This is a genomic window from Polymorphobacter sp. PAMC 29334 (assembly GCF_019431245.1).
Classification (GTDB): domain Bacteria; phylum Pseudomonadota; class Alphaproteobacteria; order Sphingomonadales; family Sphingomonadaceae; genus Polymorphobacter_B; species Polymorphobacter_B megasporae.
This window is the reverse complement of record NZ_CP080242.1, coordinates 588612-613645: the sequence shown is the minus strand read 5'-3', so window position 1 is coordinate 613645 and position 25034 is coordinate 588612. Positions and strand designations below refer to the sequence as shown.

Genomic DNA, 25034 nt, shown 5'->3' with positions numbered 1-25034 from the left:
TTGGAGGGGGGCATGATCAGGGCCTTCATCGCATTCCTCTTCGTCGCCGCAGCGCTTCCCCCCGGCGCTGCGGCGGCGAAGGACGGCGACCGCCGCGCCTTCGTCATCCACGACTTCAAGCTTGAGAACGGCGCAATTCTGCCTGAGGCGCGGGTGATGTACGCGACCTACGGCACGCTCAACGCCGCGCGCGACAACGCCATCCTGCTGCCGTCGCACTACATGGCCGACGCGCACGGCTACGAATGGCTGATCGGGTCCGACAAGGCGCTCGACCCGGCGAAGTATTTCATCGTCGCGACCGAGCTTTTCGGCAACGGCAAGTCATCGTCGCCGAGCAACACCCCCGAGCCGTTCCACGGCCCGCACTTCCCGGTCGCCACGATCCGCGACAACGTCGAGGCAGTCCACCGCCTGCTCGGCGAGACCTTCCACCTCGCCCACCTCCGCGCGGTGATCGGCTTTTCGATGGGCGGCGAGCAGGCGTTCCAGTGGGCGGTCAGCCATCCCGACTTCGCCGACCGCATCGTCGTCACCTCGGCGACCGCGAGGGCATGGCCGGCCGGCATCGTCCGGCTGCGCAGCGAAATCGCCGCGATCGAGACCGACCCGGTGTTCGCCAAGGGTGACTATAAGGAACCGCCGCGCGCGGGGCTCAAGGCGTTCGGCGCGGTCTGGGCGGCGTGGCTATTCTCGCCACAGTGGTGGCGCGACGAGCTGTGGCGGTCGTATTCGAAGCCCGGCACGACCTTTGACGACGTCTACGAGGGTTTCCATCAGGACTTCATCCCAGGGGCCGACGCCAACGACCTGATCCTCCAGATGCGGACGTGGGAAAAGCACGACGTCGGGACGACCCCGGGCTTCAACGGCGACACCAAGCGCGCGCTGGCCTCAATCAAAGTGCCGTTGCTGTACATGCCGTCCGAAACCGACATGTATTTCCCGGTCGGTGACGCGCACTACGAGGCGCAGTTCATCCCGCACGTCACCCTGATGCCGATCCCGTCACTATGGGGCCATACCGCCGGCGCGGCGAGCAACCCCGCCGATGGCAAATTCCTCAACGACAAGATTGCGGCTTTCCTCGCCGCCAAGTGAGTCCCGGAGAGCCGCTATGAAATTGCACTCGCTCATCGCCGGCGGCGTCATGCTCGCCGCCGCCCTGCCCGCCGCGGCGTACGACGTCGCCGAGAAGTCGATCGTCCAGATCAAGGCCGACCTCGCCGCGGGCAAGGTCACCTCGGTCGAGCTCGTCCGGCTGTACCGCGCGCGGATCGCCGCGCTCAATCCCAAGCTGCACGCCGTCATCGCGCTCAACCCGCTCGCCGCGAGCCAGGCGCAGGCCGCCGACGCGGCGCGGCGATCGGGCAAGCCGCGGGGTCCGCTCGCCGGGGTGCCGATCCTGATCAAGGACAACATCGAAAGCGCCGATCCGATGCCGACGACGGCGGGGTCGCTCGCGCTGGCGAAGAACATGCCCGGCCGCGACGCGCCGCTGGTGGCGAAGCTGCGTGCGGGCGGGGCGATCATCCTCGGCAAGACCAACCTGTCCGAATGGGCGAACATCCGCTCGACGCATTCGATCAGCGGGTGGAGCGCAGTCGGCGGACAGGCGCGCAACCCCTACGCCTTCGACCGCAACACCTGCGGATCGAGCGCGGGATCGGGCGCGGCCGGCGCCGCGAGCCTCGCCGCCGCGACGGTCGGGACCGAGACCGACGGCTCGGTGACGTGCCCGGCGGCGATAAACGGGCTCGTCGGATTGAAGCCGACCGTCGGCGCGATCTCGCGGACCTATGTCGTCCCGATCAGCCACAGCCAGGACACGCCCGGTCCGATGGCGCGGACTGTCACCGACACGGCCTTGCTGTTCGGTGCGATGGCGGGGAGCGATCCCGCCGACCCCGCCACTGCGCGCGCCGACGCGATCGGCACCGACTTCGCGAGCGGGCTGCGCCCCGACGCGCTCAAGGGCGTCCGCGTCGGCGTGTTGCGCTATGCCGCCGGCTTCCACCCGGCGACCGACGTCGCCTTCGACGCGGCGCTGGCGAAGTTGAAGCAGGCGGGCGCGGTGCTCGTCGAGATCACCAAGCCGCCGCACGACAAGGACGGCGAGATCGGCCGCCTCGAGCAGATCGTGCTGATGACCGAGCTAAAGGCCGACATGGCGACCTACCTCGCCTCGACCAAGGCTGCCGACGTGCCGAGCCGGACGCTCGCCGACCTGATCGCCTTCAACACCGCGCACGCCGCGACCGAAATGCCGCTGTTCGGGCAGGAATTGTTCGAGATCGCCGAGCAGACCAAGGGCCTCGCCGACCCCGCCTACCTCAAGGCCGAGGCCGAGGCGCACCGCCTCGCGGGGCCCGAGGGGATCGACAAATTGCTCGCCGACAACAAGGTTTCGGTCCTCGTCGCGCCGACGCTCGGGCCGGCGTGGCTGATCGATCCGGTGCTTGGCGATCACTTCGCCGGCGGCGGCGCAGGGTCGCCGCCAGCGGTCGCGGGCTATCCGCATCTGACCGTGCCGATGGGGCTGGCGAACGGCCTGCCGGTTGGGCTGTCGTTCATCGGGATGGCGTGGAGCGATGCGGCGCTGCTCTGCTACGGCTATGCCTATGAGCAGGCGGCAAGCGCGCGACAACCGCCGCGCTATCTGTCGACGATCGATTACGGCATCAAGGCATTAAATCGAGCGGCGAGCGAGATGTAGTTGGACTTTAATCTCCCTTGGCGAGTCTAAACGCAATCCACCACCTGCTGAAACGAGCATGACCGGACTGCAAAGGTGAAAAGATGCTGCGATTTTCATGTTTGACTTGGCGTATTTCCGCGCGGACGCTGATTGTATTCTGGCGTACCCCAGTCGTATCGATGCTGCTGATCGGTTGCTCTAACACGGCCGCCGCGCAAACCACAGTGGCTGGCATGGTTCATACGCCCGCCGTCGACCTTGCCTATGAAACGGAAGGTAACGATCTCACGTTGCCCCCCGTGGTTGCGGTCAATGGCGGACCCGGGTTGACCCACGCATACATGGTTCGGAACGATCTCTGGACGCGATTGTCGAAACATCGAAAGGTCGTGTTCTACGACCAGCGCGGCAATGGCCGCTCGACGCGAGTGGCGATGAACGCGCCGCAAACGTTGGACGCGCAAGTTGCCGATCTGGAAGCCCTGCGGATATCGCTCCGAGCAGAGAGAATCGATCTCCTGGGCGATTCGTTCGGCGGCCTGATTGTGCTGGCCTACACCCTTGCGTATCCGACCCATGTTCAACACCTGATCGTCAGCGACGGACTTCCCGGCTGGAAAGCCATAGTCCATCCGCTACCAGATGTTTTTCCTGACTTTGAGAATCAAGAAGCGACCAACCGCAAAAGTATACCAGACGGCAGGACATCCCAAAACCGCGCCTTTCGCGTGCATATTCGCGAGTGCTTCTACAGCCCCGAGAAGGCTGACCAGTATCTAGCGAGTTTTCACGACTTGGGCCTCGACGCCAGCGTAAATGAGAAAATGAGTGCCGCAACGCAAAACGTCGACCTCACCTCGCAGCTTCATAACATAAAAGTGCCAACGCTGATCTTAACTGGCCGCTTCGATATGAACGTCGCACCGATCACAGCTTGGCGCATGGCCCATGCCATTCCGGGAGCTCAACTGCGTATCTTTGAGCATAGTGGCCATCTACCTTCTTACGAAGAACCGGAAGAATACTTTAAGCGTGTTTCTGACTTTCTGTCGCAATGATTGCAAGCGAGGCGATAACTCGATACGCTGTGCGCGGTCTCTACTTGATTACTTATCACACCGTTCAATAGTTATGGGGAGCCGAGCCCGTTAGACACCTGGCGAGTGTCAGGCCCGCTTGCTGCCTGACGGCACTCGGGCAACCGGCTTTATAAAGTCGACCGTCGTCGAGCTCGCGCTGCGCGCGGTGATGACCCAAAGCTGGATATTCGGCGGCAGAACGGCATTTCTCTCAAACCGAGATCCGATCACTTTATTGCCCCGCCTATACCGATGTGCGTACTCATAAACAGCGGCGATGCGCTCGCGAAGCTACGACGAAGACCGAGGGAGAGCTAGATAATCAGTAGCACTCGAATCAGGCCGGTTGGCTCGATACTCGCCTAAACATTTTCGACCAATGCATCGGTACAATACCGATTACGGCCAGTTTGCTTCGCTCGATAGAGCAAGGCGTCTGCGGCAGCGAGCCAGCAATCGACACTCGTGGTCGACAAGTCGAGCGAGGCTACGCCAAGGCTGACCGTGACCTTCAATGTCCGACCCGCGCCAATTTCGAATGGATACACTTCGATCATTTCGCGAAAGCGCTCTGCAACGGCAGAGGCTTCCGCTGGGGCTGCATCAGGGAGAAGCAGTGCAAATTCCTCACCGCCGAGCCGGCCAAAAGCATCGTTCGGACGCATGACCGAGCTGCAGAGCTCGGCGAGCTGGCGGAGCACTTGATCACCGGCCGCATGTCCATGGCTGTCGTTCACCGTCTTGAAATGATCGACGTCGAGCATGATCAGCGCACCGGGACGACCATGGCGCGTGTAAGCGGCGAGCTCCTCGGCAGCCTGCTCGACAAATCCCCGCCGCGTCAGAGCGCCGGTCAAATGATCTCGCTGGGCGATCAAACGCAATTCGAGTTCATCGGTCACGATGTTGGCAAAGTTCACCAGGATGTTGACCTCGGCGTCACTGAAGGTTCGCGGTCGTGTATCGATCGCGCACAGAGCCCCGACATTATATCCCTCCGCGGTCCGCAGCGGCACACCGGCATAGCTGCGAATACGCGGATCGCCTTGCACAAGGGGATTGTCCATAAAGCGTGGATCGAGATGGGCGTCGGGCACGAGCAATGGATCGCGCTGCTGAATGGTGTGAGTGCAGAATGAAATTGCTCGCGGTGTCTCCTGCGCAGCAATGCCGCGACGCGCCAGAAACCACTGGCGATCACGATCAACCAGCGTGACCGTGGCTATCGGCACATTCAAAATCGTCCGCATCAGGTCGACGATTTTTTCAAACGGCACCTCGGGCGGAGTGTCCAGAACCGCTAAGCGATCGACGGCCGCAATGCGCCCGGCTTCGTCGCGTAAAAACGAATCAAGCATTCGGCCGTCCCAGGACAAAAGCGCGCATGGCGACGGTCAGCTCTTCGCCATAGCTTTCGACAAGCTGCCGCACACTGGCTTCAATCGTTCCTTCGTCGATTCCGGCGGCGCGCAGGCTGACGACAAGCACGCCCAGATGCTTCTGATGCCGCTGAACGCTGGCCCGCAATTCGGGTGGCAATTCAGGATCGTCTGCCGAAAAATTGTCAAGATCCATTTCGGCTACTAACATTCTTCCTTAGTATAGGATATCGTATTACCACCCCAGCAATGATGATCCTTACTCATCAGTTAAGTTTTACGATTAGCTGATTTGTTAATTTCAATGCCACTATTTGTCAGAGTGCTGCGCGATCCGTTCTCGCTAACGACGTATACATGTCGAAATCCAGTTGCCAGAAATCTGCTGATCAACGACGGACTGTCGAGCCGCACGAATGTAGTATAAAGGATCAGTGCGAGTCGGCCCTTGGCCAACGTCAAGCACGGAGCGGACTAGCCAAAGAACCGCCTGGATCTGATAGCTCTTGAGCGGCCAACGTCGGCAGCGGACCTTCGATCGAGCAAATCAGCTCACCACGTAACGAGTCATGGCCGGTTATTCGAGCGAGGGTCGGCCATTTCCGATGCGTGCAGCATCTGGAACGAGGGCTGGTCGTTCTGCAGTTCATTCGACACAGTAGAAGGCTGATCCCCCAAGGTGGCACATCAAAGGGGCCGTGTGTGGACGGCTCTCCGTTGGCAAGGGCTTTCTTAAGCTTCAGCACGTTCGTTGATCGGTGCGGCCATGTGTTCGACCTGTAGTGCGGCCTAATCGTGTGGCCGCGGGCCATAATGCCATTCGCGCGTCTCAGGTCCCGATCGGTAACTCGCACTCGAATGTGCCACGGCCCCAATGGATTTTTCTGATCCGGCGGTATCGACCGGCTTGGTGCATTAACTCGTGTCCGCCCTTCCCTACCTCGTCGGCGCGTCGGTGCGTGCGCCTATTCCTGTGTCCTCCGCCAGCATCTCAAGGCACAGCCGGGCGTCGGGCGGGACGCGCGCATCGTTCGGGTCCGCCAGCAGCGTCAGGAGCTGCTCGGTGCCGCCGCGCCCAAATGGCGGCAACAATGCCGAACTCCGCCAGATGCGCCCGCATCGCGTTCGATACCTGCGTCCGCTGGCGGCTCAGCATCAGCCGCACCCGGTGGAGCATCATCACGCTTTGCTGCTCGGGTGTCTTCACTGCAACGAAGCGCATCGTCGGCCGCGTTACCGCCTCGCAGATCGCTTCGGCATCGGCCGCATCGTTCTTGCCGCGCTTGACGTACGGCTTCACGTACTGCGCCGGCATCAGCTTCACATCGTGTCCCCGCGCGATCAGCTCGCGCGCCCAATAATGCGAGCTGCTGCCCGCCTCGTCTCCGATTACGCACGGTGCCAGCTGCTCGAATAACCCCAGCATCCGACCTCGCGTCAGCCGCTGGCGAACAACTACCTGCCCTGCCCCATCGACCCCATTCACCTGGAACACCGACCTTGCGATATCCAGCCCGATCGTCACCGCATTGCCTTCGTCATGATCGCTCTCCTTCCGGCTCAATCCGCGACTTATACCGCAGGTCGGTAGGAGAGCCGTTCACCGCATCCGTTGCCACCTGTCCGCTTACCGTCCACAAGCTCAGAGAGCTGACATAGCTCGAGCGACTTTCGTACTAGATTTCGATGTGATGTTTTGCGCTTGGGCTTTCCGAGTTCGTCGGGAAGAAGATCGCGTCCCAACAGATCAAACGTCGCCCTCCAGGCGGCGGCACGCGTGTGCGCGATCGTCGAGCCGTCGGCACCGAGCGTCATCGCGTCTGCCACGGGCTCGGTTCCTGGCGAGCTGAGGAAGTGGTTAGCTCTCGCCGCGGTGATCAACTCGGTCGGCTCCCACGCTACGCCGCGCGGCCACGATATTCACAGCCATCTCAGCCGAAGGCCAGATCTGGTCGGCACCACCGGCGACAAGCAGCAGCGCCCCATGGAAGCGCTCGATCGGGATCCGCGCGGCGGCGAGCCGATCGGGGTACGCTGCGCGCCCGGCAAGGTGGACACGGCGCAGGTCCATCACCTCACCCTTTGCCGCCTTGGCTAATTGGGCGTCCATGCCGGCGTACGGCTGAAATGCGAGCGGCTTGGCATCGAAGGAGAACGACGCTGTCGGCGGCCCGGAAGCACCCCAGCCTTCCCAGACGACATCGGTCGGCACGACCGCGACGACAGCGCGTATCCAATCAAAGCGGCTCGCGGCAATGAGCGCGAACTCGGCTCCTTTCGACACTCCCCACAGCGCGATCGAACTGGCGTCGGCATCAGGCTGCGTCGCGAGCCAGGCGCGGACCTGTGCGAGGCGGTCAACCGGAATATCGGTGAAGGTATGCGGGAGACCTTCGATCCGGTCGGTCGGATCGTAGCCGGGATCGTAGTAGGGCAGGCCCAGCGTCGCATATCCTCGCGCGGCGAACAGCGGCGCGCATTCCCGCGCCGTCGAGCTGCCGCCTTCGGAGCCGCCAAGAACGATCACGACTGGGTGCCGACCTGCAGATCGTGGACGGACCCAGACTGCGCCGAAGAACGGCGTGTCGCGCGAGGACAGCAGAGTCGCCGGATCAGGTGCAGACCGCGTAAGAGCGGTCGTCGTCGTCGCCTCTGCGGTGGCGGTTACGCGGACCTCACCGCGCACGAGATCCTTGCCTATCGACGGGGTCTCCGCGGCTGACCAGAACAAACCCAGCGGGTCTACGCCAGTGTACGTACCGCTGCGCGCCGCAGCCGTGCCGGTGTCGACCCGCCCCATGCGATCGGCGATGAACTCCGCGCGGCCGACGTACGCTTTCGTCCCATCGCGGTTGAGGCGTTCGGTGGTGATTGTCACCGCCACCCCCGGTGTCGCGTCGTAGACAATCACCGGGGACGGCGCTGGGACACTAAGGTCGGCCGGGACAATCAATCGGGGTGCCGCATGCGCGGCTCCGGCAAACAGACAAGACAGGATCAAGACAAAACGCACGGGCGACCTCCAGCAAGTGAGGTCGCACGAGTGACGCGTTATCTCCACGCTCGGGCAGAAAAGCCGCCAATCGACACTTCAGCTCGTTCGGCGGCCGGCTGCGGCAACGAACGGACGCGCTATACGATGAGCGCACGCAGCGTCTGTGCTCCCGCGCGGCTGACCTGGATAACATCGCCGTTCACCATATGCGCGAGCATCCGCCCGCCGCCGGCGAGCTCGGCCCGCGCAAAGTGGTCGAAGTTGACGATCGTCGAGCGGTGAAGACGGACGAAGCGCGTAGGATCGAGGCGGCGCTCGAACTCGGCCAAGCTCATGCGGACGAGGTGGCGGCCGCCGATCGTCGCGACTTCGGCGTAGTCCTGTGCGCCCGTGATGCTGACGATCTCGCGGACATTGATTGGCACGATCTCGTCGCCGGTGCGGGTCAGGTAGCGCTCAAGCGGCGGCGCAGCAACGATCGTCACCGTTGCGGCCTCACGCCCACCGCGCGTCGCGTAACATGTGGCTGCGATCGTCGCGTAGAGCACCAAGCCCTGGAACACCTGCCACGTAAACGCCGGTCCGGAGAACCCTGAGACCGTAAAGCCGTGGCCGCGCACGCCGCCGAAGAAGGCAAGCATGACGAGGATGAGCGCGTACCATGTCGTTGCGAAGGCGATCGCTAACCCGGCGTGCGCGGCGACTTGTACCGGAACGACGCACGGCATGACATGCGCCTTGAGCAGTGAATGGACCCCTGCGGCGAGTACGGCGACAGGCAGCACGTTCGCGGCGGCGTCCCAGGCGGCAGCGCCGATAGTGTCGCCGGAGGTTTCGATGAAGACGAAAGCGTAAAGCGCCCAAAGGAGCATTGAACCGCTGCCCCATAGCGCAGGCACACTCGGAGGTGGCAGCGGGTGTCTTGCTGAGGACCAGAAACTCTTCGCCATGACAACGGTCTAACCTAACTCCCTTTTCCGGTCGACTGCGTGATCATCAGGCGCTCGAGCTCTAGGTGCTGCATGGTCTCCTATTTTCTGAGCAAAGCGTCTGTGATGCACCGGCTGGGGGGAACGTTATACTCGTCTAACTTCCGCGTCCGATGAATCCTTGGAATCACGGCCGATTGCTGCCTGTCCGCTTCGAGATGTCAAATGCAGGATGAACCCGTATTGCAGAATTTGGGTCTGCGAACGGTGTGGGGAGGGTGCGAGGTCGTTGTTCATTGCGACGCCGTCGCTTCACCATACGGCATCGTCGGCTTGATGGACCGACGAAATCGTTCGACAATCCGGCGTCAAATTGCATGCTTCCGCCACGCCCCCAACGCCCGGCGTCCGCCGCAACGCGTATCTCCATAAAACCGTAACGAAATTCGTCGAAGACTCCTTGCGCCGGTTCGATCGCTGCTCGATGATGATGTCGGGGAAGGGTTGTGCGGCTACACTGAGCAAGGTGAGCCATGTCCCGAATCTTGATCCTAGCGGCGTTGGTCGGTGCCGCGGCATGCGCACCGAAGGTCTACGCCTTAAAGTCAGACGGTGTGAGTACCGGTGGAGCGGTCCCGCGCGATCGCGTTGGTGAACCGATCCTCGCAATGGTCCGGCCAGTGGCCGACGTTCGCTCGCAACGACCAAACGCGTCGCGCAAATCACGCTAACCGTGGCTGCCGACGCAAGGCGACCACAATCGAGCAATCAGATCTCGACATCAGAACCCCAAAGACCGGCTCGTCGCTCCGTGCTGATCAACGCTCCGCGTCACCCGTCAACTTCTCACTGATCGACGAGCCGCTTGCGCTCCCGCACATATATCGGTCGCGCAGTTACACTAATTGGCCGACACGCGGGTGGCGGTGGCCGCAGCCCCGCGCGTCATGCCGTTTGAACAGGGCAAGATGTCCGCGGCGCTTCCCCTGCTGCCGGCCAACGAGGCGCTTATAAGAGACCGGCGACAAAGTCAGCAGCTTCGATCCACACTTCAACCATCGCAATTCAAGGTGCGCCCCATGCCAGTCAGTCTGCCAGCCGCGCCGATGAAAGAGGGTGAGGATGCGCAAAATCGCGACAACAAGATCGTGACGGCACTCGACACGTTGGATGCGCAGATCGTCCTTGTTGGATTGCTCGGTAAGATCATCGAGGGGCCGGGCCATTGTCGTAACACGGGGTGAGAAAGACGGGCGGCGTTATGCATTCCATCGGAGCGCGATTACGCTTCGGCGCAATTTCTATAGGAGCTGCCATGTCTAACCACGATGAGACGGCGTTGAGAGCCGCAGCGCTTGTTGCCCGGCGCAAGTCAGCGGTTGCGATCGGTGCGCTGCCGATCTCCGAGAGGGTCGCTCAAGCTTGGCCCGCCGAGCTCGCGGCAACGATTGCAGGGATGAAGGCTGAACGCGAGCGATGCGCGGGGATTGTTGAGTCGCTGATTGGCGAGTCGAACGGACCAGAGACGGACGCAATGTTGGTCACGGCGGCCGAGGCTATCCGGAGCGGCAATAATTACAACGATTAAGATCGGGCATTTGCGAAGTGCACAGTTATGGAGCACGCCCGCGTGCCAGCAAATCACAATGAGCTGCTTTCTGAAAGTGGGGAGCCAGCCTCGATCTAGCCGCGCCTGATCGCAGCGTGCGGCCCGGCGACGACTTGTTCGAGCCGACCAGCGGCGCTTACCTGAAGAAGCTCATCATTCCGCCCAACCGACCGGGTCTACGAACACGAGCAGCTAATCATGGCATCGCGCACATTTGACGCTCGATTAACGCTGCGTTCCCCGATCGCTTCACGTCGAAACGATAGCCCTGTCGTATCGGATCCGGATTTCCCGGCCAACCGAACACGGAGCCTATCATGCAATCCTGCTTTATCAACGCGACCATTGCCGCCGTTCTCTTCGGCGCCGCCGCAACGGCCGAGGCGAGCGAATTGTCGGATTGGGTTGCGACGGTCAACACGCGCGTGAACGCGGTCGCCGTCGCGCCCGATGCTAATGGCCCGGACGCCGGATCAATTGTCATGCGTTTTGTCCGCGGCAGCGACGGCAAGGCAACCGATATCCAGTTCGTTCGTGGCGTCCGCGGCCTGCAGAAGGCGGCGGAAAAGACGCTTCATGGGGCCGGCGTGCTGCCGCCGCTGCCTTCGGGCTTCCCGGCATCGACAACAATTGCGATGAACCTGATTATTTCGCCCGCGGGCGCGACGGGGGCGGCCGCATACAAGTTCGAGCAGCACCGGGCGCTCGCGCTTGCCAGCGCCGCACAGAACAATGCATCGCTCGAGCAGGACACCCTCAGCCAGCTCGCCATGCGAGCGCCGGCGAAGTAAACCAGCGGGGAGACGGGAACAATCGAAACGCCCCGCCCCGCCGCCTCACCCCTCATCATCCACAGCGGTATCCCGCCACCGTGTTAAAATGGTTCTGCACCCGATTTCTGAGCGTCAATGTAACCCACCGAAACCCCGAACTCCATTGAAGCGGTTGTTACACGTTCGTTTCACGCTCGTTTGACGACTACCATGTAAAACAACAGAAATTTCAAGACGTTAAGGAGGCGACAACGTCCGACCGATGGAGCGTATCGACATCTCTGAACCTGGTTCGAATCTACTTTATAGCCGGCGTGAATTGTTCGGGATGACGGCCTTGGTGACCGCGCGCCGGAGAGGCGATCAATACTCTTGCCTAAAAAACCCGAAACGCACAGTGTTCAGCGGGGCCTTTGACATGACCGAGGCACACTGGGCGCTTCAAGTATGTCACATCTTGCCAACGATGCGCCTGCCCCAATGCTTTACTTGGGCCTCCTCGGAGATTTCCGGGTCGAAGCTGGGTCCGATCATGTCCGACTGCGCGGGCGCAAGGCAAAGGCGATCCTCGCCTATCTTGCCGTGGTTCCCAATCGTCTGGTGTCGCGCGACCGTGCCGCCGATCTGCTGTGGAGCGATCGCGGCACTGAACAGGCGCGGGGCAGCCTGCGGCAGATGCTTGCCGAGTTGCGCGCGAGCCCCCGGATCGCGGACGCGATCGTCGTTTCGCGCGAATCAATCGCCTTCGGCGCGAATCTCGTCGTCAGCGATGTCGATGCCATACTCGCCGCGACCGAGAAGCGCGATGCGGTTGCCCTTGCCCATCATATCGCCGGGGTCGGCGAAACCTTTCTCGCCGATCTGTCCGAAGTATCGATGGCCTTTGACGAATGGCTCGCGGTCGAACGCGTCCGGCAGCCCGAGCGCGTCGTCGTCGCCGTATGCGCAGGGCTGCCCGACATGATCGGGCGCGCGGCCCCGATGCATATTCAGGAGATTCTCCGATCACTCGACCGGCTCGACCCCTGGAACGAAGCAATCGCCCGCCTTGGCTTCTCGGCCGATCATGCGGCGGGAGATATCGCGTCGCTGCATCGGCGGTATCGTCGCCTCTGTGACGGATTGACCAAGGAGTTCGGGGTCGACCCGTCGACCGAGACGCAGACGATGTTCGAGCGGCTGTCGACCACGGGAACTCCTGCCCCGGTCGGCCCCGTGGTCGCCGCACCCTCCGCGAGTGCTGTGTTGCCAACGGTTTTGGTCAGCCCAATCGAGACGATCACCGACGACCGGGTGTCGCACGACATCGCCGGGGTTCTCACCGACGATATCCGTACCGCGCTCGCGCCGTATCGTGAAATTCGCGTCGTCGCCTTGGCGGCTGACGTCGCAAGCGTGAAAGATACGGTCGCAGACGCGCTGGCTGCTTATGTTCTTACGGGAAAAATTAGGCTGATCGGCGCGCAGATCCGCCTCAACCTGCAGCTTGGCAATATCGCAACAGGCATCATCGTCTGGTCGGACCAACTGAGCGTCGAGCAAACCGATCTATCTTCGGCGATCGATGACGTCGTCGCGAAAGCAGTCGGCTCGATTCTCCCGGCGATCGAGTCCGATATCACGTCCATGCCCGAACTCGCCGCCTATGCTGGTGCCGACGACATCATTCTTTTCGCCAAGGCACGACGGTTGATGAGCTTCGATCGGACCCTGCCGGAAATCCAGGCGGCGGCCGCGATGCTCGAAGAGATCGTGGAGCGCAATCCGCGCCACGTTCACGCGACGATCTGGCTTGCAAGGATGTACAATACCGATTTTTGGCAGAAGATTGCTGGCCACGATGTCGCCGCGTTCCGTGCCCGAGCGCTCGATCTGGCGCGCCGCGCCACCGCCTATGAACCGAGCGACGGCCGGTTGCTGTTGCGCCTCTCATGGTGCTACCTGCGGTCCCGGAACTGGCCTCGTGCAGATCGCGGCTTTCGCAAGGCCATCACGCAGATGCTCAACCACGCTGACAGCATGAACGAATGCGCCGCCGGTCTTTGTATCTTAGGGGAGCTCGAAGATGCCGAACGATACATGCAGCGTGCCTTTGCCCTCAATCCCGCTGCCCCGGCGCATTACCACGCCGACCATGCCGTATTGTTGATGCTCAAGGGCGATGCGCAAGCCGCCGAGGAGCATTTTGAGGTCTGCGGCGAGCGGGGCCTGATGTATCTCGCCGCCCGGCTCGCCAATGCGGCATATCTGCCTGCCTTCGAGCAGGCTGAACGCGAGGTCTTGCTCGTCGAATTCACCACGCTGTTTCATGACGCATGGCAGACGGAGCGTGAATTAACGCTCAGCGGCGCGCTAGATTGGGCGAGGGATACGCTACCGTTCAAGCTAGCGGAGCACGCGGAACGGCTTCGCAACGGACTGGAAGCGATGCTCAGCGCAACGTGGCCAGCAAATCTGCGTACAACCCGGTGAGCGGCGGGCGCGGACGCGCCGCGTGACGACGAGCATCGCCTAGTTCGGCAATGAGCAGCCGTGCATCGGCCTGTTTCAACGACGGTATCGTCGTCAGCACCGCTCGATCGATTGAAACTGGCTGTCGGGTACGCGCATGAAACACGTCGAAGCAACGCGACCAGCTTCGCTCGGCGAACGACATCGTCCGGATAATACGTTGCAGTTGCCGCCGTTCCTTGCATGGCAGGTCGAGCTCAAGAAGGGCCGCCTCGGCGTCGACGAGCGCGATCGTCAGATGTGGATAGCCGATTTCGGCGGGGCCGTGGCTCAGCATGACGGCATCGTCACGCTGGATCATCCTGTCTCTATACGCGGCGTAGATCGTGCCGACCCCGATCATGCCATGCCGGTCGAGCTCGGCCGCGCGGATCGCGCCAAGGCTGGCGCCGCCCAAAACCGGCACTCCGAGCGCGATCAGGTCGAGAATTTCCTTGTGCCATACCGTCGGCGCGGTTTCGAAGCAGCCGTCGACGATGCCGACCGCCGGCGGCGGATCGACAAGAAGCGCTGCGATATCGCCGCAACTCAGCGGCGGCCGGACCTCAATCGTGTCGGGCACCCCTTCGGGCGGCAGGCTCGGTCCAATAAACAACAAGGGCCGATGCGAGCGTATCCGAACACGTGCCGGACGCCGACCGCGCTGCAACGTCTCGGAAACTCCGTCCGATGCCTGCCGTTCGATGTCCTCGAGCCCCGGGGCGAGCGCGTGAACAATGACAAGGTCGGGATGCGGCGGCGTATGCATGTAGAGCACAAGGGGAAGCGTCGAACGCGAAGCGGCGACCGCCAGCAAATGGTCAAGGTCTTCAGCTGCCCCGCCCGTTGCGAGATGCGGGATATCCGACCATGCCAGTGGCCCGGGTCCGAACGCCAACGTGCCGAAAACAAGCTGGAGTGATTTTTCCGGACCGTTGAGGTAATGCGCAATCGTGAGGTCTTCGCGCGAGCCTGCAACCATAGTGACCCGCGACTGGACGGCCTCAAGCACGGCGCGGATCAGCGCAATAGTGCGGTCGGGGTGGCAACCGGTGCCGGCGGTCGGCGGTAAGCATGCCCCAGTTGGTAAAGCTTCGGAGATCGTACAGCGAAACGCGGCGATGTTCGCGTCCTGCCCCATACTCCATATCCTGAGTGAAAAACGGCGCGATACAATCCGCCGCAGCAAGGCCGCACATATAGGGTCGTCGACGCTCGCAAGATCGAGCTGGCACGCGCGCATTTCTCGCGGCGCGAGATGGCGCAGGGCGGCATGAAGGTCGTGTTCGACCAATTCGCCGACCGCGCCGACCGTTGCCTCGATGATATTATTGCCGGTCGCCAATCCGACCGAGGCGGGCCGAATATCCGGCAATATCGGACGGCAAATGTCCAGGGACAGCAGGTCCCAAGGCAGCAGGGCGCGTCGGTCACTGAGAAGGTCGCGACCCTCGAGCCAGGCGCGCGGGAGGCTCGGATCCAGCCGGGTGCCGTAGGCCCTTCGCGGCGCCGACGACCATAGGTCGATCGTCGCATCGTCGAGCGCATCGAGGGCCGCGGTTGCTGGCGGCGCGCCCAGTCGCTCCGCTGTATCGATCTCGACTGCTTCGAGCAGCGCCGAGACCATCGCTGCCATGCGCGATAGGCCCTTGCCTTGCGAGACCGACAGCAATCGCGCCATCGGCCGCACTGCCTGGTAAACTGGAATGCCCAAGGGCACGAGCCCGGATACGTCGGCGAGGCGCGACACGCCGGCAACTGCCGCCGCCTGCCGCGCCACGCCGAGTGTCTCCGACAGCGGTCTCGCGCGTCGCTGACCGCTTGGCGCCAGCCAGGCGTTCACGGCGAAGATTGCCGCCGCGCCGTCATTTTTGTGGGTTATTCTCGAAGTTGACGTTGAAATTTACGTCGCCGCCCAGGCCACCGGGCCCACCTTGCGCGAAACCGGAGCGGCCGGTTTGACCGGCGTAGACGACGGTAGGCAAAAGCATGCGGGCCAGTTCAGCCCCGCCCCCTTCCGCCAACAGTGTCGTCGCGCGCAGTGTCCGCGCGGCGATGCTCTGCTCGACGAGGCCGGGGGGAATGCCGTCGCGTCCGGGCGAGAAGGTCGCGATCCGTTCGCAGACCGCGTACGAGGGTTCGCTTCCCGACTTGAGCTCGACCACGAAATATCTCGCGGCGTTATCGCCTGCTTGCTCAGTTTTTGGAGTGTCCGCCATCAGTCATCCTTGAGTTGGATCCGGTCAGATCGAGCTGCAACCAGATGTCTGATATCATGAACGACTGTAAACGATAAGCCGATTGCACATGATGGACGTCGCGATATTGGTCGCGACGTCCATCATCCAGCAGCGTCAGCGGATTGCAATCTGCGTTTCGCGGCCTGTCTGGGTCGTTGCATTCGCCACTGCCACCGTCATCTGACGAGCGGTCGAGACCAGGGCCTGCCGCTTGCACGTTTTGGTCGTCGCCTCGACCGATAGGGGCGCGCCGTAGGTTTCTCCACACACCACGTCGATCGCGCGGGCGACACGATGCTGCAGAGTCGCTTGGCCGGCATTGGATGCGAGGTTGAGGTCGGCGTAGCTGACATGCTGGATCGGGACGGATCCCGTCAGCGGTCCTGCGGCGAGCGACGGAGCCGACGCCAGAAATGCGAGCGAGAAGAGAGCCGAGTTACGCATTGAATGATCCTTTTAATTATATGTTGCCGGCCACGCTTCGCTGCCTGCCCGTGAAGTGGTCATGCCGGCCAGAGCGTGAGGCGGCCGTTAATGCGCGGGCCGCTTCGCGTGAAAAGTTCGTGAAATGACAGCGAGCACGGCCAAGAGCGGACAGTGCAAGCGACAATGCATTCAAACACAAGCACAGCGATTGTCCGATATCGGGGACTTTTACACGTCTTTATTATAAAGACTCGACGGCTTGCGCTCAGCTGCCGACACTGCCCTCCCGGCAGCCCCCCAAGTCGGCTCGTCTCGTCGTTGACCTTACCACCTTCTTATATCTCGTATCCCCGCGGCTCGCGCCGTGCGAATGAACGGCTCTGGAGCGTCCGGTGCTTTTATGCCGCTTCGTTAGTCTCTATGCGCCAAAAGGTCGGAATCTCCATTTGGTTGTCCAGACGCCGTGGTGGACATGGAACAAGGCAGCGCGCTGGAGGGAATCTCTGAAAATTCATGCTGCCGCGTGAGATCGTTCCCAGGAAAATCGTTCAGCGGTTTGACGGCAATCATAGGGCACTGAACCATCGCGACAGAAATCGGGCCATAAATTCGTAGTTCGCCAGATCGCAAGCAGTCCCTGCCTCTGAACAACTCTCATGAAGCGAGGATCTGCACGGACAGACTGCAGGATCTTCCTGAACCAGAAATCACTTTCCTGCTGAGGCGGCATCTGCAGCGCAATATCGAGCGCTGTCGCCGGCCTTCCTAGGAGTGCGAAGTCACTGACGAGTTGAACATCGCTTGTAAATCCGCGACGCCTTTCTTCCACGAGAGCGGCGACGGCATAATCGATGTTGGCCTGCGTCGGCGACGCTCTCGCTCGGAGGAAAGTCCGCCACGACGCCATGTCATCCTTGTTGCCGACAGTCTCGTTTCGATCGTTGAGCATTGCTAAAGCTTCGCGCGGATCACCAAAGCGTGCCGCGGTGGCGAACCGAGCATGCCAGGTGTTGGCGTCGTCCGGCCACGTTTCTCGCATATGATTTATCGCTTCGTTGGCCGCATCGAGTTCACCTGCGTTGGCAAGCGCGCGTACGAGTCGTGCGGTTTTGCCCGGGAAAAGCGGATCGAGCGCAACAGCGCGTTGATTGGCGGCGATGCTATCTTGGACGCGGCCAATTGCGCCCAGATCGATCGCATAGCGGTTATAGAGCTGCGCATTATCCGGCTCGACCTTGAGCCCAGCCTCAATAAGTTTCTCCCGTGGTATCCAATGCTCGATGCCGGGCAATAGAAGCGCTTGCGCGTAATAGGCATTCCCCTCGTGCGGGTCGATCGCAAGCGCGCGCCGCGCTGCGCCTTCGGCCTCGCGCCGCATCGCTTCGGCATTAGCGGGGCCGGCATCTTCGCGCGCATAGGCCAGACTGATTGCGAGGTCTGCCCACGCACCCGCAAACTGCGGCACGCGCGCGGTCACCTGACGGAGCAAAAATGCAACCTGACTTTGGTCGCCGCTGTGGAGATTGCACGCTTCCAGATAGAGGGCGGTCGCTCGCGCATCGACCGCCTCGGGGACACCACGAGTACCGAGCGCACAAACGAGAACCGCCGCTACATTGGTGCTCACTTGCTGTCTGAAACCCGCCATATCGGCAAGCGGCGCTGTATAATCATGCGACCAAAGTATAGCGTTATCGGTGCTATCGCTGACCACAACGACCGCATGCAAATCACCGCCGCCGCTCGCGACATTACCGCTTACACTGAACGCCGCCCTTCGCGAAGCGATGCGGTCGTCGGCAAATTCCAGTGCGCCGTCATGACCGAGCACGGCGCGAGATAGATCGCTCGCTAGATCTTGTGACAGGCGACGTGCAGGCAAATCGCCCGGTGTGACACGGAGAGGCTGGACAACAATAAGACGACGATGGTCCTCCGGTGCGTCCGAGCGCGAGTGGACGAGCGCGATCGATACGAGGGCGGCAAGCGATGCCGCCAGTGGGAAGGCCACCCGCCACCGGCGAGCGGCGGTGAGCGGGCTAAGTGCGGATGACGCAACCGTGATCGGCGCAATGCGTGCGCGATCGTCCTTGGTGGCCTCGACATGCGATTGGCTTTGTCGCTCGCTAACCAGCCAGCGATCAAACCCCGGCGAAATTCCGTCGAGATCAGTTGAAGTCACGGACGCAGCGGTCGCGCCCGAGCAATTCTGCGATGCGACCGCCAAACAGCTTGTATCCAGCCAGACTGAGACACGATCCGCGGCAACTAGCGGATGAGCAGTTCCCATTAGGGGGCGAAGTTCATAGAGAGTCTGACGAAGGCTCTGTCGCGCCTGCTCGTCGCCACGGTCCCCCCACAACAGGGTGATCAAGACTTTTCGTGCCTCGATATGACCGGGCTTGCGCAGCAGATAGAGGATCAGCGCCCGCGCCTTCCGCCCGCGTGGGGTGACGTCGCATCCGTCGGCGGTCATCAGCTTGAGAGCCCCGACCGTCTCGACGGTAAGAATTTTGCCCGGCGGACTTTGGAACATCTCGCGGCACGCCCCCTCGACGCACCGACTTACAGCGGAATCATCGAGAGATCGACGCGTGAATCCGCCGCCCATGAATGGGGCCGCGGCGCACCATCCACGCTATCGGGCTGTCAAACGCACATCTGTCGCGCTTTTACGACGCCGAATTGTGGCACCGACGAGGCCGAAACCGCCAACCATCATCGACCAGGACGTGGGCTCGACCACCGAAGCGACATTCGCAAAGATCGGTTTGCCAAAAAGATTCCCCTGCCCATCGCTTGTCCGATCATCGAGTTCGAAATCGTGATCGAGGCCCAAACGGTCTTGAAAGGCACCGTTTGCAGCAGCAATTGGATCAGTGTAAATGGTAATGCCATGTCTGATATGAAATACGCCTCCAATCCCGGCGAATGATCCGTTCAAATACTCGATTATCGGAAAATTTCCTGAACCCAAGTCCACAGTAGTGTCACTGGTCGGCGTTCCGTAATTAATCTGATTGAACTTCGAGAACACCGTGTTGCCGACGGTGATCGAGAGACGCATAGGGATCGTCGGACAGGCTAGTGGCCTTGACGCTCGTGAACTGGACCGCAGACGAGCCATAGAATTTGGCGACGGTCGCGTTGGTTGTGCTCGTGTAGTCCATCAGCTTTTTCGGATCGAACGTCGCCGAATATGAAACGCGGTCGCCCAGCGAAAATGTAGTGCCGTCGTCGCCGTCATATACATCGACCGCGCTCACAATGCCGCTATAGGTAACGTTCACATAATTTGCCTGCGCCCGCGACGCGACAAGCGTCGCAAGAAGCGCTGCGATTCCCAAACAATTACCTACCATGAAAAGCTCCTGCGAATGTTAGGACGGTGAATACTCAGCTGGACAGGTCAAGAAACCAGAAAAAATCGCATAGCGCTGTCATAAATCTAGTATCAGAAGTTACCTAATGATCGATTATACGGTATATAAACGTCTCCGGCGGAGCGGCCACCTTGAGCTTTGTCTATAAAACCATTGTCATTAGGACTGTCGGACACGGATCGGCTTCGAAGAGCATTAGGTAAAATTTATCGATCGTGTGGAACGGTGGCGCATACCGAGACCGACCACGCCAAACCCGATTATCATCATTGCCCATGTAGCTGGCTCGGGGACCGCTGCAGTAACGGCGTTGAAGCTGTACGACGCGCCTTCGTCGCCGTCGTAGAGCCAAAGAGAGTAGGTACCCGCGCCAAGCGGCCCATTGAAGGTAGTCGCACCTGGGACCGGAAAGCCGGGTGCCGTGGCTTTGCCGATGGCAGGCAATATGTCGGTCCCGACCTGGGCCTGGGTCACGAGCGTCCAACCCAGCAGACCTGCCGCCGAAGTGAACGAGGGATTGACCGAAACATCGGCGCCCGATGCCAATCCAAGGAACATGCTATCGATCCGCGGGTCCGTTATAATCGATGTCCCCGGACCGACCACAAATTTTGTCAGACGTTCGCCGGTGGGAACGATAAACGTCACATAATCCATGTCCTGGTGCGTGCGTTCGCCATGCGGGCCAACGCGAGAACCGAACGTGTCGATCACGCCGCTAATTAGATTGGTGCCGCGTGTCAGATCCCCGAGGAGCGTCGGACGATCCGGATCATCCGAGAAGTCGGCCGTCTCAGTGAAGTTCGTGGCGTGCGCGGAGGCAGTAGCCAGCAGCGCTGCAGCGATCGAGGTGATAATGGCGACGCGGAGCATAGCATTCCCCTGTAGTTGCTTGGCGCGGCTAACCGCCCACGGCGATATAGTTAACGATGTGACTGGCTTGTTGCGCGTCAAACACGGCGTCAGAGCGCTGCTGACGCATTTTTGACGGGGAAGAGCCATCGAGCGCAAAGTCCGTCCTAAGGTCGGGCCGGTGCTTGGTCGTCTTCCGACATGTCCATAGACGTTAGAACGAGCGGCAGCCGGTAAGCGCGCCGACAGCAGCAGCGAGCGGGTGTTTGCCAAAAACGTTGGTCTGGGTCGACGCGGAAAGGGGAAACGATGGGGCCGTTCACAGCCTGTCGGCGTTCCGCGCGCTTCGCAGCCTAACTGTCATATGCTCAGGTCGCAAATTCGCCCCAAGTTCCAACACATGGAAACACCCGATCTGCCGGGCGGAGCGAGCCGTAGGAAAGCTGAGCATGCTTGAATGCGGGGCGCGCTGATGCCTAGTTCGTCATTCCCAAAACATCCCTGGCTGTTTTCCAGCTTCTGACACCATAGCGGTCATTATCGAGCGGCTCGAGCTGGCCGCGCCCACTGGACATATCGCGGAGATATTGCATCCCCTGCCACACCGGGAATATGGCCCTATTGCTCGGGCTTAATGTCCTTGCGACGCCGATCACGATGCTCAGCAAACCGATCCCGCCGGCACGCCACAAGCCAAACTTATGCCCCGTCAAACTTGTCATGATGTCCGCAAGTTCGCGCGGGCTCACGGTGGTGCCAGCGATCCGCAGGATCCGCGGCGTTGTCTCGTCCAGTGTCGCCGCGGCAACATAATCCGCAACATCGTTCTTCGCGGTGAAGTCGAGCTTCTGGTCTGCAGTCCCCCAGTAAAGAATCTTGCGTTGTTTGTGGAGCACGATCGGCGCTTGCCAGGTCAGCAGGTCGGCGAACGCGCCGTTGAGAACCGAGGTTGCGCTAATCGGCCGCGTATCGATCTGCGCCATGAACCGACGGCGCAGATCGAGGTTACGATTGCCGCCCGGCTTGGTCTTCGTGAAGTCGAGCGAATAATCGGATGGAATGAAGCGCGGGACGCCCGTCGCTACCGCCGCGTCGAGCAGGTTTCCTTGCGTCTCGATCATCACCGGCTCCAGCCCGTTTAGCGCGGAGACGATACAAGACGCGCCCTCGCAGGCGCGGCGCAACGCTGCGGCATCGTTATAATCGACCACTACGAGGTCCGCGCCCGTCGCCTGCAAGTCAGCCCGCGCTTTTGCCGGCGTCTCGGACCGGATCAGCACACGGAAGGCCATATGTCGCCGGCCCATGGCGACGGCGATGCGCTTACCGAGGTCGCCCGTGGCGCCAGCAAGAACGATCGGTCCAATATTGCTCATGCGCGCATCTCCCGAAAACCAGTCCTAATCTCGTCGACGAACAGCGCCGGTTGTTCAAGCGCCGCGAAATGGCCGCCACGATCGAGTTCGTTGAAGTGCACCAGATTGGCGAACCGCGTCTCTGCCCAGCGCCGCGACAGCCGAACGAGTTCCTTGGGGAACATGCTGATCGCCGCACGTGTCCGTATTGGCGCGGAAGGCGGATTGGCTATAGACGACTGACCTTCCCAGTAGAGGCGCGCGGACGACGCGCCCGCGTCGGGCAGCCAATACAGCATGATGTCGTCCAGAATCTCGTCGTACGTAAACGCCTTTTCGGCATTCCCGTCACTGTCCGAGACGTCCTGCAGCATGGCGTAGATCCACGCCGCCTGCCCGATGGGCGAATCCGCGAGCGCGTAGCCGATCGTCTGGGGCCGCGTACCCTGCAGCTGCGCATAGCCCGACAGCACGTTCTGATAATAGGCCATGCTATCGAGCATGGCCTGCTCCGCCGGTGTGGCACCGGCCGTTTCGTCCGGGGTGGGTTGGTACATTACGAAGTTGAGGTGGATGCCAACGCAGCCTTGCGGTGCCTTGTAGCCAATCGCGGTCGTCACCGCCGCGCCCCAGTCGCCACCCTGCGCCACCCAACGATCATAGCCTAGCCGATCCATCAAAGTCGCCCAGGCATCGGCGATCCGCGGAATGCCCCAGCCCGGCTCGGCTGGCTTATCCGAAAAGCCAAATCCGGGGAGCGTCGGGATCACAAGGTGAAACGCATCCTTGGGATCGCCGTCGTAAGCCGCCGGATCCGTAAGCGGTCCGATCACCTTGTGAAACTCGAGCACCGACCCCGGCCATCCATGCGTCATGATCAGCGGTAATGCGCCGGGCTCGGGCGAACGAATGTGCAGGAAATGAAGGCCAAGCCCGTCGATCACAGTGCGATGCTGGCCAAGGCCATTGAGCATTCGTTCGCAGCGCCGCCAGTCATAGTCGTTGCGCCAATAATCGATGAGCGCCCGGAGCTTCTCGAGGTTCGGGCCCTGCCGCGTGTCGGTGACGGTTTCGCGATCAGGCCAGCGCGTGGCGTCCAGTCGCCGGCGCAGGTCGCTGAGTTGGTCCTCGGGTATCGACAAATGAAACGGTTCGACGGCAACGGACATAAACTTATCTCCAAGCTGAGCAGCATCTCATCGCGCTGCGTTTCATCGATCTAGCGCGTTCCAGCCCTCCGGATTAGACCGTCAAACTGCGATAGGGTGTTGCGAAACGGGAACGCGATGGAACTGAACGATCTCCGCGCGTTTGCGCGTACCGCCGAAATCGGCAGCGTTTCCGGTGCGGCACGGTCGCTTGGTCTGCCGAAGTCGACCGTCAGCCGAGCGCTGACGCGGCTTGAGGCCGACATCGGCGCCTTACTAATTGATCGCTCGACCCGGCATCTGCGACTGACCGATGCAGGAATGCTCTTTCATCCCTACGCCACGCGGATCCTCGCCGACGTCGACGAGGCGGGAACCGCGCTCGACAACTTCACCGGTATTCCCCGCGGAACGCTACGGATCAGCGCACCGTTCACCTTCGTGGTCGCACTCGTCGCGCCGATGCTGCCGGACTTTCTTGCGCGCTATCCCGAAATCCGGGTCATCCTCGATGTCGAGAATCGCATCATCGACATGCCAGTCGAACCGGCAGATCTTGTGATCCGCGTCGGCACCCTCCCCGACAGCGACCTCATCGCCCGGCATCTGCTGGCCACCGAGGCGTGGACCTGCGCCAGTCCCGGCTATCTTGCGGCATATGGGATACCGGCGAGCGTCGCCGACCTTCGTCGACACACGATGATCGGTTACGCCGATCGCCAAGAAACCTGGTCGTTTCGCCGATCGTCAGGCGACGTCGAACACTTCAAATTTAGCGCCGCGCATGCCGTGTCCGACTCGATTGCCCTCGAAGCAATGTTGATCGCCGGCGGCGGTATCGGCCGGCTGCCGGACTTCATCGCGCGGCGGGCGGTCGCCACGGGCGATCTGATGCGGCTGTTCCCCGAGACCACTGGAGACACGTTGGAGGTGAACGCACTCTACACGAGCCATCGCAGCCTTTCCGCGAAGGTCCGGGCTTTCATCGATGCTTTGATCGGGCATCTGTCGGGCGGTCAAGGGTAAGACGAGTCCTCGTGCTTGTCCTTCTTGCCAGATTCCTCATCGAGCTTCGGCGCCGCAAGCCGCCCATCATCTTTCTGGAGCAACAACGTCGAACGCAGACATGGGCCTGCTTACAGGAATACTCGCTTCAGATCGACGATCTGCCACCCCGCCTTGAGCCTGCAGCGTCGCATCAATCTCCATGTCAACCTTGCGGCCGCGACCGTTGCGTTGGACGTTGTTCGGCGACATGGCCAATGGCCACGACGTATGGGATCTTCATTCGCGGCAATTTGTAAGCTTGCGATCGGCAGCGTATGTGCCCAATAGCAGCATGCGGTCGCTGCGAGAGTAGTGCGCAATTCGTCGTTGGACAACTTGTCGATTTTGAACGCTGTGAATTCGTTCCAGAAATGGACCGCATCTGGGAACCAGTCAACAACGGCTGGCTCGCTTACGCCTCGACGATACCGAATGACTTGCCTCGACTAAGGTCGAGTGTCATAGTTGTTGCGGGAAGCAGGGGGCGACTCGGATGGCACGGAAAGCTGGATCGAAGACCGGAAATTCGCCTGGATCCGCCGTCCGTCCCAGGAAGCCTCCCAAATCTTCTCCGACCTCGGGCGGGACCGTCGTTGCTTGGGAAGACGATCCAGGATCGGGTGTGCTCGGC

22 protein-coding genes and 1 pseudogene are annotated in these 25034 nt (G+C 61.5%); 8 read left to right on the top strand and 15 right to left on the bottom strand.

Translation table 11 applies throughout. The annotated features are described in order from the left end of the window. Positions 1-12 precede the first annotated feature (12 nt). The 3 genes from KZX46_RS02830 to KZX46_RS02820 all read left to right on the top strand — a co-directional run bounded on the left by KZX46_RS02830 (position 13) and on the right by KZX46_RS02820 (position 3756). Positions 13-1101 (top strand): alpha/beta fold hydrolase, encoded by a 1089-nt coding sequence (locus KZX46_RS02830; RefSeq protein WP_219773817.1) that lies wholly within the window; start codon positions 13-15, stop codon positions 1099-1101. Between the two features lie 16 nt (positions 1102-1117). Further along, entirely contained in the window at positions 1118-2716 is a 1599-nt protein-coding gene (locus KZX46_RS02825) for an amidase (RefSeq protein WP_219773816.1), read from the top strand. A gap of 83 nt (positions 2717-2799) precedes the next feature. Then, on the top strand, positions 2800-3756 hold the full coding sequence (locus KZX46_RS02820) for an alpha/beta fold hydrolase (protein WP_219773815.1): 957 nt from the start codon (positions 2800-2802) through the stop codon (positions 3754-3756). A gap of 383 nt (positions 3757-4139) precedes the next feature. On the opposite strand, the gene KZX46_RS02815 is transcribed toward KZX46_RS02820, so the two are convergent. From KZX46_RS02815 to KZX46_RS02795, 5 genes and pseudogenes are all read right to left on the bottom strand, one after another. Next, positions 4140-5135: a diguanylate cyclase gene (locus tag KZX46_RS02815; RefSeq protein ID WP_219773814.1), complete on the bottom strand. Its 996-nt coding sequence runs from the start codon at positions 5133-5135 to the stop codon at positions 4140-4142. Continuing rightward, entirely contained in the window at positions 5128-5352 is a 225-nt protein-coding gene (locus KZX46_RS02810) for a hypothetical protein (RefSeq protein WP_219773813.1), read from the bottom strand. Before KZX46_RS02810 ends, KZX46_RS02815 begins: the two co-directional genes overlap by 8 nt. A gap of 885 nt (positions 5353-6237) precedes the next feature. Further along, positions 6238-6681, bottom strand: a pseudogene (locus KZX46_RS02805) (IS110 family transposase); the annotation flags it as partial. Between the two features lie 333 nt (positions 6682-7014). Continuing rightward, positions 7015-8169, bottom strand: coding sequence for an acyl-CoA thioester hydrolase/BAAT C-terminal domain-containing protein (locus KZX46_RS02800; RefSeq protein WP_219773812.1), 1155 nt, complete (start codon positions 8167-8169; stop codon positions 7015-7017). 119 nt (positions 8170-8288) lie between these two features. Further along, positions 8289-9023 carry a LytTR family DNA-binding domain-containing protein gene (locus KZX46_RS02795; protein ID WP_219773811.1) on the bottom strand — a complete coding sequence of 245 codons (735 nt, stop codon included), beginning with the start codon at positions 9021-9023 and terminating at the stop codon, positions 8289-8291. A 962-nt stretch (positions 9024-9985) separates the two neighbouring features. On the opposite strand from KZX46_RS02795, the gene KZX46_RS02790 reads away from it, so the two are divergent. From KZX46_RS02790 to KZX46_RS02780, 3 genes are all read left to right on the top strand, one after another. After that, positions 9986-10324: a hypothetical protein gene (locus KZX46_RS02790; RefSeq protein ID WP_219773810.1), complete on the top strand. Its 339-nt coding sequence runs from the start codon at positions 9986-9988 to the stop codon at positions 10322-10324. 95 nt (positions 10325-10419) lie between these two features. Next, positions 10420-10668, top strand: a complete 249-nt coding sequence (locus tag KZX46_RS02785) for a hypothetical protein (protein ID WP_216711431.1) — start codon at positions 10420-10422, stop codon at positions 10666-10668. 338 nt (positions 10669-11006) lie between these two features. Next, entirely contained in the window at positions 11007-11480 is a 474-nt protein-coding gene (locus tag KZX46_RS02780) for a hypothetical protein (RefSeq protein WP_219773809.1), read from the top strand. Between the two features lie 717 nt (positions 11481-12197). On the opposite strand, the gene KZX46_RS22675 is transcribed toward KZX46_RS02780, so the two are convergent. Next, a complete protein-coding gene (locus KZX46_RS22675; RefSeq protein WP_226895919.1) occupies positions 12198-12449 on the bottom strand; it encodes a hypothetical protein in 252 nt (83 codons plus the stop codon). Between KZX46_RS22675 and KZX46_RS02775 the strand changes: the two genes are divergently transcribed. After that, positions 12339-13934 (top strand): BTAD domain-containing putative transcriptional regulator, encoded by a 1596-nt coding sequence (locus tag KZX46_RS02775; protein ID WP_226895912.1) that lies wholly within the window; start codon positions 12339-12341, stop codon positions 13932-13934. The genes KZX46_RS22675 and KZX46_RS02775 overlap by 111 nt on opposite strands. Here KZX46_RS02775 and KZX46_RS02770 read toward each other — a convergent pair. The 9 genes from KZX46_RS02770 to KZX46_RS02730 form a co-directional block, all read right to left on the bottom strand. Then, a complete protein-coding gene (locus tag KZX46_RS02770) occupies positions 13894-15795 on the bottom strand; it encodes a YcaO-like family protein (protein WP_219773807.1) in 1902 nt (633 codons plus the stop codon). The two genes, KZX46_RS02775 and KZX46_RS02770, sit on opposite strands and share 41 nt — an antisense overlap. Positions 15796-15817: 22 nt before the next feature. After that, positions 15818-16171, bottom strand: a complete 354-nt coding sequence (locus tag KZX46_RS02765; protein WP_216711435.1) for a hypothetical protein — start codon at positions 16169-16171, stop codon at positions 15818-15820. Between the two features lie 135 nt (positions 16172-16306). Beyond that, positions 16307-16636 carry a UrcA family protein gene (locus tag KZX46_RS02760; RefSeq protein ID WP_216711436.1) on the bottom strand — a complete coding sequence of 110 codons (330 nt, stop codon included), beginning with the start codon at positions 16634-16636 and terminating at the stop codon, positions 16307-16309. A gap of 493 nt (positions 16637-17129) precedes the next feature. Beyond that, positions 17130-19154: a hypothetical protein gene (locus tag KZX46_RS02755; protein ID WP_219773806.1), complete on the bottom strand. Its 2025-nt coding sequence runs from the start codon at positions 19152-19154 to the stop codon at positions 17130-17132. Positions 19155-19256: 102 nt separating this feature from the next. Then, positions 19257-19685 (bottom strand): PEPxxWA-CTERM sorting domain-containing protein, encoded by a 429-nt coding sequence (locus KZX46_RS02750; RefSeq protein WP_219773805.1) that lies wholly within the window; start codon positions 19683-19685, stop codon positions 19257-19259. Further along, a complete protein-coding gene (locus KZX46_RS02745) occupies positions 19630-19884 on the bottom strand; it encodes a hypothetical protein (RefSeq protein ID WP_219773804.1) in 255 nt (84 codons plus the stop codon). Before KZX46_RS02745 ends, KZX46_RS02750 begins: the two co-directional genes overlap by 56 nt. A 312-nt stretch (positions 19885-20196) precedes the next feature. Continuing rightward, positions 20197-20874: a PEPxxWA-CTERM sorting domain-containing protein gene (locus tag KZX46_RS02740; protein ID WP_226895829.1), complete on the bottom strand. Its 678-nt coding sequence runs from the start codon at positions 20872-20874 to the stop codon at positions 20197-20199. Between the two features lie 455 nt (positions 20875-21329). After that, positions 21330-22229 (bottom strand): NmrA family NAD(P)-binding protein, encoded by a 900-nt coding sequence (locus KZX46_RS02735; RefSeq protein WP_219773803.1) that lies wholly within the window; start codon positions 22227-22229, stop codon positions 21330-21332. After that, the gene (locus tag KZX46_RS02730; protein WP_219773802.1) at positions 22226-23377 is read right to left on the bottom strand and encodes an epoxide hydrolase family protein; all 1152 of its coding nucleotides are present in this window, start codon (positions 23375-23377) and stop codon (positions 22226-22228) included. The genes KZX46_RS02735 and KZX46_RS02730 overlap by 4 nt, the downstream gene beginning before the upstream one ends. A gap of 117 nt (positions 23378-23494) precedes the next feature. Here KZX46_RS02730 and KZX46_RS02725 point away from each other — a divergent pair, with 117 nt between their 5' ends. Further along, a complete protein-coding gene (locus KZX46_RS02725; protein WP_219773801.1) occupies positions 23495-24382 on the top strand; it encodes a LysR family transcriptional regulator in 888 nt (295 codons plus the stop codon). Positions 24383-25034 lie beyond the last annotated feature (652 nt).

Coding starts and splice junctions, on each gene's coding strand:
- KZX46_RS02775 (WP_226895912.1), top strand. CDS start 12,339: ATGGCCTTTGACGAATGGCTCGCGGTCGAACGCGTCCGGCAGCCCGAG.
- KZX46_RS02735 (WP_219773803.1), bottom strand. CDS start 22,229: ATGAGCAATATTGGACCGATCGTTCTTGCTGGCGCCACGGGCGACCTC.
- KZX46_RS02780 (WP_219773809.1), top strand. CDS start 11,007: ATGCAATCCTGCTTTATCAACGCGACCATTGCCGCCGTTCTCTTCGGC.
- KZX46_RS02750 (WP_219773805.1), bottom strand. CDS start 19,685: ATGCGTCTCTCGATCACCGTCGGCAACACGGTGTTCTCGAAGTTCAAT.
- KZX46_RS22675 (WP_226895919.1), bottom strand. CDS start 12,449: ATGCATCGGGGCCGCGCGCCCGATCATGTCGGGCAGCCCTGCGCATAC.
- KZX46_RS02740 (WP_226895829.1), bottom strand. CDS start 20,874: ATGCTCCGCGTCGCCATTATCACCTCGATCGCTGCAGCGCTGCTGGCT.
- KZX46_RS02795 (WP_219773811.1), bottom strand. CDS start 9,023: ATGCTCCTTTGGGCGCTTTACGCTTTCGTCTTCATCGAAACCTCCGGC.
- KZX46_RS02765 (WP_216711435.1), bottom strand. CDS start 16,171: ATGGCGGACACTCCAAAAACTGAGCAAGCAGGCGATAACGCCGCGAGA.
- KZX46_RS02830 (WP_219773817.1), top strand. CDS start 13: ATGATCAGGGCCTTCATCGCATTCCTCTTCGTCGCCGCAGCGCTTCCC.
- KZX46_RS02815 (WP_219773814.1), bottom strand. CDS start 5,135: ATGCTTGATTCGTTTTTACGCGACGAAGCCGGGCGCATTGCGGCCGTC.
- KZX46_RS02825 (WP_219773816.1), top strand. CDS start 1,118: ATGAAATTGCACTCGCTCATCGCCGGCGGCGTCATGCTCGCCGCCGCC.
- KZX46_RS02820 (WP_219773815.1), top strand. CDS start 2,800: ATGCTGCGATTTTCATGTTTGACTTGGCGTATTTCCGCGCGGACGCTG.
- KZX46_RS02810 (WP_219773813.1), bottom strand. CDS start 5,352: ATGGATCTTGACAATTTTTCGGCAGACGATCCTGAATTGCCACCCGAA.
- KZX46_RS02755 (WP_219773806.1), bottom strand. CDS start 19,154: ATGTTCCAAAGTCCGCCGGGCAAAATTCTTACCGTCGAGACGGTCGGG.
- KZX46_RS02725 (WP_219773801.1), top strand. CDS start 23,495: ATGGAACTGAACGATCTCCGCGCGTTTGCGCGTACCGCCGAAATCGGC.
- KZX46_RS02760 (WP_216711436.1), bottom strand. CDS start 16,636: ATGCGTAACTCGGCTCTCTTCTCGCTCGCATTTCTGGCGTCGGCTCCG.
- KZX46_RS02730 (WP_219773802.1), bottom strand. CDS start 23,377: ATGTCCGTTGCCGTCGAACCGTTTCATTTGTCGATACCCGAGGACCAA.